The 13130-nt window shown below is 60.7% G+C and carries 10 protein-coding genes; all 10 read right to left on the minus strand.

What is annotated here, in order from left to right; all coding sequences use genetic code 11:
- Positions 1–12: 12 nt before the first annotated feature.
- The 10 genes from AB7F49_RS06755 to AB7F49_RS06800 all read right to left on the minus strand — a co-directional run bounded on the left by AB7F49_RS06755 (position 13) and on the right by AB7F49_RS06800 (position 13085).
- Positions 13–804: a hypothetical protein gene (locus AB7F49_RS06755; RefSeq protein ID WP_428521062.1), complete on the minus strand. Its 792-nt coding sequence runs from the start codon at positions 802–804 to the stop codon at positions 13–15.
- A complete protein-coding gene (locus AB7F49_RS06760; RefSeq protein WP_428521063.1) occupies positions 801–1877 on the minus strand; it encodes an exostosin domain-containing protein in 1077 nt (358 codons plus the stop codon). Before AB7F49_RS06760 ends, AB7F49_RS06755 begins: the two co-directional genes overlap by 4 nt.
- Before the next feature lie 10 nt (positions 1878–1887).
- Positions 1888–2583, minus strand: coding sequence for a hypothetical protein (locus AB7F49_RS06765; protein WP_428521064.1), 696 nt, complete (start codon positions 2581–2583; stop codon positions 1888–1890).
- Positions 2580–4514, minus strand: a complete 1935-nt coding sequence (locus tag AB7F49_RS06770) for a glycosyltransferase (protein ID WP_428521065.1) — start codon at positions 4512–4514, stop codon at positions 2580–2582. Before AB7F49_RS06770 ends, AB7F49_RS06765 begins: the two co-directional genes overlap by 4 nt.
- Before the next feature lie 161 nt (positions 4515–4675).
- Positions 4676–5659, minus strand: a complete 984-nt coding sequence (gene fcl, locus AB7F49_RS06775; protein ID WP_428521066.1) for a GDP-L-fucose synthase — start codon at positions 5657–5659, stop codon at positions 4676–4678.
- The gene (gene gmd, locus AB7F49_RS06780) at positions 5652–6722 is read right to left on the minus strand and encodes a GDP-mannose 4,6-dehydratase (RefSeq protein ID WP_428521067.1); all 1071 of its coding nucleotides are present in this window, start codon (positions 6720–6722) and stop codon (positions 5652–5654) included. The genes fcl and gmd overlap by 8 nt, the downstream gene beginning before the upstream one ends.
- Positions 6723–6789: 67 nt before the next feature.
- Positions 6790–9834, minus strand: coding sequence for a hypothetical protein (locus AB7F49_RS06785; protein WP_428521068.1), 3045 nt, complete (start codon positions 9832–9834; stop codon positions 6790–6792).
- A gap of 390 nt (positions 9835–10224) precedes the next feature.
- Positions 10225–11079 carry an MlaD family protein gene (locus tag AB7F49_RS06790; RefSeq protein ID WP_428521069.1) on the minus strand — a complete coding sequence of 285 codons (855 nt, stop codon included), beginning with the start codon at positions 11077–11079 and terminating at the stop codon, positions 10225–10227.
- A 23-nt stretch (positions 11080–11102) separates the two neighbouring features.
- On the minus strand, positions 11103–11936 hold the full coding sequence (locus AB7F49_RS06795) for an ABC transporter ATP-binding protein (protein ID WP_428521070.1): 834 nt from the start codon (positions 11934–11936) through the stop codon (positions 11103–11105).
- Positions 11937–11945: 9 nt separating this feature from the next.
- Positions 11946–13085, minus strand: coding sequence for an ABC transporter permease (locus AB7F49_RS06800; RefSeq protein ID WP_428521071.1), 1140 nt, complete (start codon positions 13083–13085; stop codon positions 11946–11948).
- Between the last annotated feature and the right edge of the window lie 45 nt (positions 13086–13130).

Here is a 13130-nt window from a genome sequence, read left to right on the forward strand (position 1 = left end):
AACGTGAACGCTCTATACATGATCGGATCCAAAGGCTCCCCCAAACACTCCGTGCACCGAAACCCCGAACGCTCTCACGCGATCAACAAGAAAGCGATCGACGTCGTAGATGATCGGAGCTTTCTTGAGTTCGTCAAGCGCCCTCAGCAAGGCACCTTCGCCTCGATAGACGCAGAAATGCGCGCCAGTGATCAAGTGGGTTGAGCGTATTCGCATCAGGTCGTTTGGACCGGACCCGTCCGGGGGCGGCACGAATACCAGCTTTCCGCTGCTGATCGTATCCTTGGGACGATATCGCGGCGAAACAAGTATCATGTCCCAGTCGAAATCCAGCGTCTCCAGATAGTTCAGGAAATCGTTCCAGAAATCAGACTTGGTCTGTCCCGCGTCCAGAGGGATATCAACATGCTCCTCCAGTATGTTAAGGTCATCTTCCAGTACAATGCGATATTTGGTGTCACACGCCAACAGCGACTCCATCGCGCGCCGATGCGAGTCCCATATCGACGAAACCGCAATATTTTTTGGAACCTTCTTTTGAAGTTCCTTCTCAAGCTCGACATCGGTACACTTGAAACGAGTCGCATTGAGGCGGGACCAGGGAAACGGGCAATTCCTGAGCGTCGATTCCATATGCTCCCGGCGGTCGATACGATGTTCCAGGTTGATGTAGGTTATCGTTGCGGACATCTCGGAATCCTTGCACACCACCCCGGGGTCGGCATGCGGGCTTGAATCCTGGCAATTGGAACGGTCCATCGCTTCTCCCAACAGGCTGCTGCCACCACAATCGCGGCTGCTCACTGCCCTTGCTCTCCTATCACAGGCCGCGAATTCGCAGCCATCGTGTTCGCGATTCGGGCCGTAATGAGTTCGCCATAGGCGCCGGGCCCGATCATGGCGAACAGATCCAGTGTTGCCTGCTGGCGCTGCCTCACTTCCGCGTCAGGCATGGCTCGCGCGCGTGCTAGCGCCTGCCGGTACCCCGTGACACTATCCTCCTCGATCAGGCAGGTCCCCTCCCACAGCGCCAGGTCTCCGGGCAAGGCCAGATCGCGCGTCAGGATGATCGGGATCGAGCCGAGCGCCAGCGCCTCGCCGATCCGGATGGAATTGGGCCCCGACCCCGACGGGCAAAGCGTGAAGGTTGAATCCCGCATCGCCTGCAGATATTCCTCCTTGTGCTGCGCTTCCAGCGCAAGCCGTGCGGCGTCCGGCGCGATGCCCTTCATTTGTTCGGCATAGACCGCGCGTTCGAAATGCCACGCCTCGCGTCTGATGATCAGCAGATCGGGCGCCGTGCCCGCGTCGCGGAAGACGTGCTCGCGCACGTCTGTCAGATAGACCTTCGGATTGTAGGCTCCGATGAAGTTCGCCAGATAACGGCGGGGTCGATGCAGATCGCCTTTTTCCGGACCGTCCGGCGTCTGGGCAGGAAAAAGCGGGAATGGGTGGACGGCAATACCGCCGATTTCCGGGCGGTCTGCCCGCGCGTGCGTCCAGAACAGATCGGTCACCCCGCAGGCCCTGAAAAGTTCTATGAACTTGTCCGCGTGAATGTGTTGCGCGACCGTGACCCGCCTGCGAGCCTGGATGGCTCCGAGGCTCCCGTGAATGCCGTCCAGCGCCCGCAGGAGTTCACGGGTGGGCGCCGCATCGTTGCGCAGACCATCTATTACCGTGGCCCAAGGAAAGCCCAGATACACAAAATCCGGCAGTCCCGGGCGGCGAGCGAGCGCCTCATAGGCCGATTTCTCCGTGGCGGCCGGAACCTGCCAGTGACGCGGATATCCGATCACGCTTCCCGCGACATGGGCGCGGCTCCCCATTCGCGCAACGTGGTCCGTCAGAAGCAGCGGTGCTGTATCCGAATCCACGTCGACACCCTCAAGAGCCGTAATGCGCCAATATCGTCTTCCGCGCGTCCATCAACCGAAGCTTCAGCGCGGCAACATCACGGTCCGCACCAACAGCACGAACGGAATTTCTGAGAGCCTCCCCACCACGTCGGAGAAGCGGGTTCTTGAAGGGAATCACTGGCAGATAGCTATTCGCCAGCATGAGGTCAAAAATATCAGCGGCACTGCGCTCCTGGAAGATGCTCTCCGAAAACGTCGCCTTCACGATGTAAAAATACTGCCGACGGAAATCGCCTACGGCATTCGCGGAAGCCTCGCCGTCACCGCTCTCCTCCAGAGAGACCGGCGCGTTCCGTCCCATCGCCAGAAAGAGATTTCTGGCAAAGAAATCAGCGACCGACCGATGGTCACGCCCAATCGTGTAAATATGAGCATAAGGCAGCACAATGCGCGACGCACAAAACAGAAGGGGCAGCATCAGCTTCATGCCCACCTCGTGCGAAGGTCCCGCGTGAAAATCGGGCGCGCACCAACGCCCCCCAAGGCGCAGCGCAGCAGACGCATTCGCACCGGACTGGAGGTCCAGGGTGACGGTCTCCGCGCCGATCTCGGCCGAAATGGCCGTTCCTCCGGCGAGACAGCCGCGGAGAATATCTCGGAAGGCCGCCGGCTTTTCGTCCGCGCGGTAGAATGCGCGGAAGGGGATCACGAGGCGGGACGTCATGCGACCTCCTCCTCCAGGAGCAGGTCGGCACGCCAATTCGGTCTGGCGCGCGCCAGCCAGTCAAGGCAACGCACAAGCTGGAAATCGTTGAGTCCGCGGTCGATATTGATCCCCATGAGCGTTCCTGCCCGCATGGTCGGCGTATAGCGGTGATACCAGTCCGACTTGTGGCTGAGCGGAGTCGCCACGGTGGGCACCGATCGGGCCAATGCGCACACCTTCAACCAGATATCGTCGGCGTACGGAGCGTAAGCCAGGATATCCTCAATGTTGGTCACCATCGGATCCGTGAGGAAGCCTGGCGGATAAAGCACCCCTCCTGCCCCGGTCGGCAGCAGCAAGAAACTGGGCGTAGGCAAATGGACCTCGCGCTCCCATGCACGGTAGGGCGCGATCACCCCGTCCTTGCCGATCGCGATCTTGTGGCAGCGGTTGGCAACAACGGCCCCCGGGTGCCGGATGTGGGCGTCGAGCAGATGTTCGAGCGCTCGCGGCGGGTAGATAACGTCGTCGTCGACGATGATGAAAGCGGATTCTGCGTTCAGTTCGGCGTTGTGGAGGAACTTGTCGTACTGGTGAAAGGTGCGATCCGCGAAATGAATTTGCAGGCCTCTCTCCTCCAGCACGCGCAGACGCCGCGGCAGCCAGTTCTTGTTTGGAACTTCGTCTCGACCAAGCCAGAGATGGATTTCCCTTGGTGGGCAAGACTGTTCAAAAAGCGAGCGGATGGCAAAGCTCACGGACTTCAGCCGGGCGGGGAAAGAGGTCAGAGAGACAATAAAATTCGAGCTGCGCGTCTCGGATTTGACCATGGCAGCGGCTTGCACCTTCTCGATCCGCTTTTCCTCCTCGGCCTCGAACTTCGTGATGGCGCGGTCGAGATCGCGCCGGGCGACATTGCGGTCCTCAAGCAGTTCGGCCCTTCGCGCCTGAGCGAAGATCAGGTGCTCGGCGTCGCGCACACCACCCTCTTCCGCACTCAGAATGGCAAGCGAACGGTCAACAAGACGCTCGCACATTCCCGCGTCAAGCGCAGTTGACTGGCGCTGGAACAGCGTATCGAGGACCATACGGGCCAGATGTCTGACGAGACGCGGCTCCGGTAGGTCCATCAAGGCCAGGATGGTCTCGGGATCCGCGCACTTGCGGCGGAAGGCGAGTATCCGCTCCGCAACCTCGGCACTCAAGCCGGAATATTCCTCGGTCAGAGTATTGATGATGGACCGAGCGCTCCGTTGCAGGTCGGATGATATTCCGGGCTCGCCTCCGCGCACGGCAAGGACCTCGGGCAGGATCGCGATACGGGCGCCCCTGGCGTAAAGCCGTCCGAGTTGCAGCGTGTCGCTGTCAGTCTTGAAAGGGCGTTCGTCAAAGGGCTCCTTGAGAACGAGCGAGCGCCGGATATAGAAAGCCTGATGACAGAAGCCGAGGCTGGCCATCTTGAACGCCTCACCCTCCGCCCAGGAGGCCCAGATCTGTTCGTTTAGCTCTCCCCAGCCGAGCAGCCCGTCGAGAGGCCGGCTCGTCAGGGCTGCATGAGCCCTAGCCAGAACGTCCCCGGACGCAAACACATCGCCAGCGTTGAGAAAGCAGACGAACTCGCCGCGGGCCATCCGAGCGCCCTTGTTCATGGCGTTATAGACGCCGGAATCTGGCTCGCTCACCCCTCGCGTTACCAGCCCCTGGCTCTGCCAGAACTCCAGGAGATGCGGCGAGCCGTCTTTTGAGGCACCGTCGATAACGATATATTCGAAATCACGGAAATTCTGCTCAAAAACTGAGCGCATGGTCTTCACAAGCGACCAGGCATCGTTTCGAGCGACGGTGACAATTGAGAAAAAGGCAGGCGGCTTCATGGGCAACCGAAAAGGCGATCCTTGAAAATTGTGGCACGCTGCAATCGACGCGTCGAGATCAAAGCCCTGCAACAACGGCCAGTGCACCCCACGCCGACACGATAGGCTCTAAGTCCGTCGCTGTCGTCTTGACAGCCCCCTGATTCGCAAGTCGTCGGTGCGACCATCCGACAGAAATCCTAAGTCGTCCGGGTGAAGATGTGGACCAGATCCGCTCGGCGACCCGACAGCCGTGATCATGACAAGGAAACGAATTCGCGCTCCAGAAACCCAGCATAGACTCCGCGCACCCCTGCTTCCAGCCCGATCTGCGCCGTCCATCCCAATGCAGCCAGCCGTGACACGTCCAACAACTTCCGTGGCGTACCATCCGGCTTGGAACTGTCGAACCTCAGATCGCCCTTGAAACCGACCACTTCGCAGATCAACTCGGCCAGTTCGCGAATCGTCAGATCGGTACCGGTTCCCACGTTGAGGTGCTCGGCACCCGAATAGCGTTGAAGCAAGAAAACGAGTGCGTCCGCAAGATCGTCGACATGCATGAATTCGCGGCGCGGCATGCCGCTTCCCCATATATCCACGCAATCCCGATGCGCCAGCTTCGCTTCATGTGCCTTGCGCAGCAGCGCCGGCAGAACATGACTCCCCTGCAGATCATAATTGTCGCCCGGACCGTAGAGATTTGTCGGCATGGCGGAGATGAAGTCCTTGCCATGCTGCTTGCGATAGGCCTGACACAACTTGATGCCTGCGATCTTTGCAATTGCGTACCACTCATTCGTTGGCTCAAGCGGACCCGTAAGGAGCGCGTCTTCGGTCATCGGCTGTGGTGCAAGTTTCGGATAGATGCAGGACGAGCCGAGGAACAAGAGTTTCTCCACTCCGGTCTCCAGGGCGGCGTGAACGATATTCGCCTCGATCATCAGATTGTCATAGAGAAACGATGCCGGCTGCGTGTCGTTGGCAAGAATTCCGCCCACTTTGGCGGCGGCCACCACGACCGCGTGAGGTTTCTCGCGCGCCATCCACGCCTCGACCTCCGCCTGCCGACGCAGATCGGTGTCGGCGCGCGATACGGTGAGTATCTCGCAACCCTCCGACGCCAGCCGCCGCACCACGGCAGAGCCCACCATGCCGCGGTGGCCTGAAACCCATATCCGTTTGCCCGAAAGTGGGTAAATTATCGGCGCAACGGCCCTGTCCTTGACAGCCTCATCCATGGCGATCGCGTCGCTCACGTTCGCGCAGCACGTTTTCACGGTCCCTCTGCACCATCTCCACAATCATCTCGCGAAAACCGATGGTATGCTTCCAACCGAGCTTTTGACGTGCCTTCGAGGGGTCACCGAGCAGGAGGTCGACCTCGGTCGGTCGGAAGTAGCGCGGATCGACCCGAACCAAAGCGGCTCCGTTCTCAGCACAAAGCCCAACCTCGTTGACACCTTCGCCCTTCCAAACGATGCGGCGCCCGACGCATTCGAACGCCACCTCGACCAGTTCGCGCACGGTATGCGTTTCACCGGTTGCCAGAACATAATCGTCGGGCTCCGATTGCTGCAGAATTCGCCACATGCCCTCAACATAGTCGCGCGCGTGACCCCAATCGCGCTTGGCGTCCAGATTGCCGAGATACAGAACGGATTGCAACCCGCGGTCGATGGCGGCAGCCGCGCGCGTTACCTTGCGGGTTACGAAGGTCTCGCCGCGCAGCGGACTCTCGTGGTTGAACAGGATTCCGTTTGCCGCATAGAAGCCATAGGCCTCACGATAGTTGACCGTGATCCAGTACGCGTAAAGCTTGGCGGCCGCGTAAGGACTGCGCGGATAGAACGGTGTGCTCTCGTTCTGCGGCACGGCCTGAACCTTGCCGTACAGTTCGGAGGTCGATGCCTGATAAAAGCGCGTGCGCTCCTTCAGCTTGAGGATGCGAATGGCCTCCAAAAGGCGCAGCGTTCCCAGCGCGTCTGAATTCGCCGTGTATTCGGGCGTGTCGAAACTGACCTGGACATGGCTCTGGGCTGCAAGATTGTAGACCTCGTCCGGCTGGACTTCCTGCAGCAACCGGATCAGGTTGGTCGCATCGGTCAGATCGCCATAGTGAAGGAAGAAGCGGCAGTCGCCTTCGTGCGGATCCTGATAAAGATGGTCAACGCGTTCGGTGTTGAACGACGACGCGCGCCGCTTCACGCCGTGAACAACATATCCTTTGGATAGCAGAAGCTCTGCAAGATAGGAGCCGTCCTGTCCGGTAACACCGGTGATGAGAGCAATCTTCTTCGTCATAATTCACCGCTCGACGTTGTGCGCTTCGAATGAACCCGTTGTTGTTCGATGTGTTCGCCTGACATCCCTAAGACATTTCCATCAATTCCACTCTTTCAAACAGAACGCGGGTTCGTCCGTCGGACCAGCAACGAATCTCAAACAGTTGATCGTCGGCTTTCGGATCAGCACGGACTTTCATGGCGATCGTTTCGGTCGCTCGGCTGGTCCGGACTTCGGATGTCGCCAGAATTGCCGACCCGAGCGCGGCCTCGACCCGAATCCGCGCACTCCTGGGTGGCCAGTTCTCGGATATTCCACGCAGAGAAATCTCGATCCGGTAATCACCTTTGGGCAATACAAGATACGGGCCAAAAAACACCGTGCCCTCGTGCCCTTCGCGGCCGGCGATCACTCCGTCGATGGCTTCGCCTGCGGGTCCGATCCGCAGCATCGGTAGCTGCTCTCCGAAATAAAGCTTCTTGACGGCCAGTTCCGCTGCATCCCAGTCCTCGGTGGGGTGTTCAACCCTGATCACCCAGACGCCGGGCCACAGCACGTCACCCGATTGAAGGGAGCCGAGACAAGGAGCCCCGGCCTCGATCTGATTCCGGTCACCAACCAGCCTGAGATCGGCGCCTGCCAACGAGTCATCAAAGGCGTCGCCCGACAGACGCATTCCCGTGTGCTCCCGGAGCACGCGCCCCAGTCCTTCATGGCCCGCCATCCGGAGTGTTGGCCTCATTTCGGCAAGCCGCCCCCTCAGCGCAACCTCGCCTGTGACAATGATCGTGGCATTGTCCTTCAGCCTCGTGGTGAGTCGTCTGAGAAAGGGTACGAGGCCCGGGACACGTTTGTCGAACGCAGCCGAATGCGGCACGATGGCCAGATCGTAACGTCCACTATCGGAACGGAATTGGGACGGCGAAATAACCGCCACGCGACCCGCATCGTATCGCGATCCCGAGACCCAGTGAGCGACGTTCCGTTCCGGAACCGCCCCGGCTTCGAAAAAGCCATGCGCGTCGGCGATATCAAGGGCGCCGACACGAAATGAGGCCGCCCCGACGATCGGGTCGGGAAGCTTGCACACAATAAGGGCCCGCAGTTCGCGGCCGACCAGCGCCTCACGGTCCATCGCATGCAGTATTTGCGCGCGTTCCCATACCCAGCCATTCCGGGCGGTTAGCGCAGCGGGATCATTGTGACCGACAATGTCACGCGCGCCCTTTAGCCAGACTTCGTCGTCCCAATCAGCCGAGCATGCCAGGCCACTAAGGGGCCGTTCGCTCGGTTTCGGCCGCGCCTCGACTATCGAGGCACCCGCGGCGATTGGAGTTTGCGCCGTCAGCAACGTCGAAAAATATGCCCGGGCAGCCTTGAGTTTGTCTTCGGAAAAAAGCGCCCTCGCCCGCGGCTGATCCAGATAGGCGAGAACCAGCGGCGCGGCAGCAACGAAACTCGCTCTCTCCTTCTCCGAAACTTGCCCGCCCTGAATCACGGCCAGAACCATCTCGTGGGCATTCGACAATTCCGGCACGGAAACCCGATCGACGCGATCGAGCTCAAGCCTCAACGCTTCGGATAGTACAGATGTTTCTGCGGTGCTTGCTCCTCCCGGCACGACGTAACCGTGCCGAAGGCGCGTCGTAAACGGCGCAGCACTGGTCGACAGCGCCTTTTCGATCAATGGCTGGTAGCAGTTGTGAACCGCGTTGATGGCAAGAAACTGACGCGCGGAAACATCCCGGGCGCCGATTCTTTCTCGCTCATGTTCGGTGGCAGAGACAAAGAGGCCATAGACGTTCTCAAGAGCGCTTTCTTCATCCCGGCTCAGCGCCACGGCTGCCTGACCGTCTCGCGCCTTTCCCAATTCGTCGCGGATGACGCCGAATTCAAAAACCAGCAGATCCGGCATCCGGCCAAAGCCATCGCGGTCGATGACTTGAACACCTGGTCCGTCAACGACCATCAGGCGTTCAGCCATCTCTTGCGGGACCAGAATGCGGCGGGAAAAACCAAGTCCGGTCAGCCCCCTGCGCAAATGATCAAACGTATCCCGCCGCACTCCCGCATAGCCGATCGTCGTTGTCCGCGCGTGAGTATTCAGAACGCTCAGCACGAATGGCACCACATGCGGGGACGCGTAGTAGAAATTTCCGTAGGAAGCGGAATTGAAGACGGCGGCGGGAACCGAATCCTGCTCTGGAAACATATCCGCGACAACGGTTCCGAATGTCGGCTTGTCATCCAGGCGCACGTCTTCGATGTCATCCGCCGGACAACCCCAGGTGTCGCGCTGTCGCGGCAGTTCCGCATGGGCCAGCCCGTGAACGAAGCGAACCGGATCGTTCTGCGTGCGGTCGCCGCGATGAGTGGCCGTCTGCTGCCGATTGTGCGAGCAATGATAAAGCTTGAAGTGGCCCGCGAGGCTGCGAGGATCGCCATACCGAAAACCCAGACGCCTGGCCAGATTGTGATCCACATGCCAGCCAAGTTGCATCCGCTCGTCAAAACCGTCAATTTCGAACAGGTCAGTCCTTAGCGCGAGCTGAAAGTCGCCAGGGTTGTCGAAACCAACTTCGCTTACCGCGTGAACTACCTCATCGAGGCGCGCGGCAGCGGCCCATCGTTCGAAATTCATCCTTGCAGATTCCGGGTTCGCTCGATCCGCAAGCTCCCAAAGCGCCTCCGGCATTTCGAATCTTGGCAGGCCGTAATGACCCGGCTCGAGCGACGAACAGATTGCCGACAGGCTGTGTTCCCCGCGCGAAATGAGGACGTTGTCCGCGTTCGTCGAGAGTATCCATCGGTTCGATGGATTTGATCGCCGCAGGCCGACATTGCGTGCTATCGGCTCAATCACATCCAGATGCGCGCCGACAGCACGCAAGCGATGCAGGTTCGCCCGAACCCTCAGAACGCGGAGCCTTGACCTGACTCTTGCCGTCAGCGTGTCAGCGATCGCCTCGGGCAAAGTCGGAAACTCGTCCGAGGTATTGTAGTCGACAAAAATCAGTTCGTCGTTGTCGTTGTCGAGGTGCTCTGCGAAAGCATTCAGGCTGAGGCTGACGCGCTTGTGGTAGTTATAGCCAAAATTGTCGTTGCGGCCATAGACGATGACACTTAGCATTCGCGTAGTCTCACCATCGCAAAGCAATGCAGACTAATGAAGCGCGCCGGTTCAAAACCATAAATGTCACCATCGGCCCTCGCTACCTGATATCAGAAACAGGCTCCGGCCACGAAATACTACTTGAGATCATGGCAAATGCGGCGCCTCTCGGCCGGACGCCCATGCCTATGGTGAGCCATTCCGGTTGCGGCCACCGTGGATGATCGGCCCAGAACGGGCGCACGGGCCCTCGCCTCAAATGGCCGAGCTTGCTTAGGGCTCCGCCGAATGGCCAGAACGCTCAAAGCATTTCCATCGCCGCACGCACTCGCTCAGCATCGGAATCGCACCGTCCCCGGGGTTCGTCCCGCGGCGGCGCCTGCGCGCCTCAGCCCTCATACCCCGCCGCTACCGCCGCTGCTGGGTGGCCGGACGCCCGCCGCCGAAGATGATGCGCGAGGGATTCGCATCGAAATTGCGCACCGCGCGGTCGATGGTGTTGAGCGTACGGCGCCCATCCACGATCAGGCCGTCCAGCTTCTTGTCGAGACCTTCGGCGAGCGTCTTGTAGGCGCGTATCGCTTCCGGCACGTCGCCCTTTTCCTCTCCCATCAGGGAGTCGACGCTCGCCAGGATGCGGTCGACCTTCTCGGAGTTTTTCGCGAGCGTATCGGTAAAGGCCTCGATGTTGCGCACCGATTTCGAAAGCGAATCCGAATTCTTCGCCAGCATTTCGGTGAAGGACTCGATATTCTTCAGCGAGTTCTTCAACGTCTTCTGGTTCTCCACCAGCACCGCGTCGATGCGCCGCGCCACGTCGCGGGCCGCTGCCATCATGTCCTGCGAAGCACTGGAGCCTGCGGTCAGGAGCGGGATGTCGCCACTCTTTTCGGTCAGCGGCCCGGCGCTCGACGAGCCGCCGCGCAGAGCCAGCACGGCAATTCCCGTCAGCCCCTGCGAGTCGAGGCTCACCTCGGTATCGGCGCGTACCGGTGTCGTGGCGTCGACCGAAATGGTGGCGATCGAGTGTCTTGGATCCTTCGGGTCAAGCGACAGTTCGGTGACTTCACCGACCCGGATGCCGTTGAAGTTCACCGACGCGCCGGCGCGCAATCCGCCGACCGGGCCCTGAAACAGGATGCGATAGGTCATGCGCTCGCCAGTGCCGCCGACATGGTGGAACCAGTACACGAATCCGAACGCGCCAAGAATCACCGCCAGCGTGAAGCAGCCGATCAGGATGTAATTTGCCCTGGTTTCCATACGCCAACCTCACATTGTTGCGCTCACATCGTTGCGCCGACGCGGCCGCGCTTGCCGCGGAAATATGCCTTGAGCCACGGATGTTCCGAAGCCAGCATCGTCGACATCGGGCCTGCGGCGATCACCTTGCCGTCGGCCAGAACAGCGATCCGGTCGCAGACGGAATGCAGGGAGTCGAGGTCATGCGTTACCATGAAAACGGTGAGCCCCAAAGTCCGCTGCAAGGTCCTGATGAGATTGTCGAATTCGCCGGCGCTGATGGGATCGAGGCCGGACGTGGGTTCGTCGAGAAATACGATCGCGGGATCGAGCGCCAGCGCCCGCGCCAGCGCCACGCGCTTGATCATGCCGCCCGACAGTTCCGAGGGCATCTTGTTCAGCGCCTCCGGCGGCAGCCCCACCATTTTCAGCTTGGCGGCGGCGACCTCGTCGAGCAGGCGCGGCGACAGATCGAGATATTCGCGCATCGGGAATTGCACGTTCTGCCGCACGGTGAGCGCCGAAAACAGCGCGCCATGCTGGAACAGAATCCCCCAGTGCCGCTCGATCAATTGCTCGCGCAACTCCTTGGCTCTGGAGAATTCCTGGCCGAAGACCTCGATCGTACCCGAACTCGGCTGAATGAGACCGATCATGGTCCGCAGCAGCACCGACTTGCCGGCACCCGACGCCCCCACAAAGCCCAGCACCTCGCCGCGCTTCACGTCGAAATTCACCCCCTTGAGCACATGCTGGCGCCGGAACTTGACCTGCAGGTTGCGCACCCGCAGCGCGATATCCTGTGAAATGTCGAGCTGCGGCTCGGGGCCGTCATCAAACAGCGACAGGATATCGAAGCCAGTATCGGTGTTCGACATGCGTGGCGCCTATTTGTCGATCGCTGCGAAGAACACGGCGAAGATGCCGTCCAGCACGATCACCAGAAAGATCGCCTGCACGACCGCGGCGGTGGTCTGGGCGCCGAGCGATTCCGCCGAACCCTTGGTCTCCAGCCCGCGGACGCAGGCGACGATGCCGATCACCATCGCCATGCAGGGCGCCTTGATCATGCCGACCATGAAATGATTGATGGAAATCACCTCGCGCAGCCGCTGCAGGAACACTTCCGGCTGAATCCCGCCATACAGCGAGGCGACGAGTCCGGCCCCGTATAGAGCCGACATCTCGCCAAGGAAGGTCAGCATCGGCACCGCGATCACCAGCGCCAGGATGCGCGGCAGCACCAGCACGCTGATCGGGTCGAAGCCCATGGTCTGCAGCGCGTCGATTTCCTCGCGCATCTTCATCGAACCGAGTTCGGCGGTGTAGGCAGAGCCCGACCGGCCGGCCACCATGATGCAGACGATCAGCACGCCGACTTCGCGCAGCACCAGAATACCGACCATGTCGACCACGAAAATATCGGCGCCGAACCGCCGGAAATGGAAGATGCCCTGCTGCGCCAGAATGGCGCCGATCAGGAACGTGATCAGAAGGATGATCGGCACCGCGCGCCAGCCGACCAGATCGATCTGGTTCACCAGCGAGGTGAACCGGAAGCTGCGCGGACGCCAGAAGATGCGCAGGAAGGCGAAGGTCACGGCGCCGAGCATCTGCACGAAAAGGGCGGCCGAGGTGCCGACTTCGGCGATATTCTCGCCAACGGTCGCAAGCCAGTCGGTCACGCTCTTGCGCCGCATTCGCTCCGGGTCGGGAAGCTCCGTGGTCTGGTGGACGGTGTCGACGATGGTGCGGAACTGGTCGGCCAGGTTGATCACGTCGGCCGCCGCGCCCTGCTCGCGCGAGCCGCGCAGCAGCCGCTCCAGCAACCAGGCACCATAGGTGTCGAGCTTGGCGACCCCCGCCATGTCGACCCGCACGACGCGGATCGGGCTCTGCGGCGGAAGCGCCACGGCCATCACCAGCCGCTCCAGATCATTGGCGCGATCGGCCGTCCAGTCGCCGGCCGCCAAAAGCTCGAGCCTCTCGCCGTCTACCGTCGCGGCAAGCAACGCTTCAGAACTCATGCCACTCCCCGTCCCGCATGCCCCGGACGGTTCCAGGCGCGCGCC

The sequence above is a fragment of the Pseudorhodoplanes sp. genome (genome assembly GCF_050250235.1).
Classification (GTDB): Bacteria; Pseudomonadota; Alphaproteobacteria; order Rhizobiales; family Xanthobacteraceae; genus Pseudorhodoplanes.

Excerpts from the sequence above, each read along its gene's own strand:
- AB7F49_RS06765 (WP_428521064.1), bottom strand. The coding sequence starts at position 2,583 with ATGACGTCCCGCCTCGTGATCCCCTTCCGCGCATTCTACCGCGCGGAC.
- gmd (WP_428521067.1), bottom strand. The coding sequence starts at position 6,722 with ATGACGAAGAAGATTGCTCTCATCACCGGTGTTACCGGACAGGACGGC.
- AB7F49_RS06800 (WP_428521071.1), bottom strand. The coding sequence starts at position 13,085 with ATGAGTTCTGAAGCGTTGCTTGCCGCGACGGTAGACGGCGAGAGGCTC.
- AB7F49_RS06785 (WP_428521068.1), bottom strand. The coding sequence starts at position 9,834 with ATGCTAAGTGTCATCGTCTATGGCCGCAACGACAATTTTGGCTATAAC.
- AB7F49_RS06795 (WP_428521070.1), bottom strand. The coding sequence starts at position 11,936 with ATGTCGAACACCGATACTGGCTTCGATATCCTGTCGCTGTTTGATGAC.
- fcl (WP_428521066.1), bottom strand. The coding sequence starts at position 5,659 with ATGGATGAGGCTGTCAAGGACAGGGCCGTTGCGCCGATAATTTACCCA.
- AB7F49_RS06790 (WP_428521069.1), bottom strand. The coding sequence starts at position 11,079 with ATGGAAACCAGGGCAAATTACATCCTGATCGGCTGCTTCACGCTGGCG.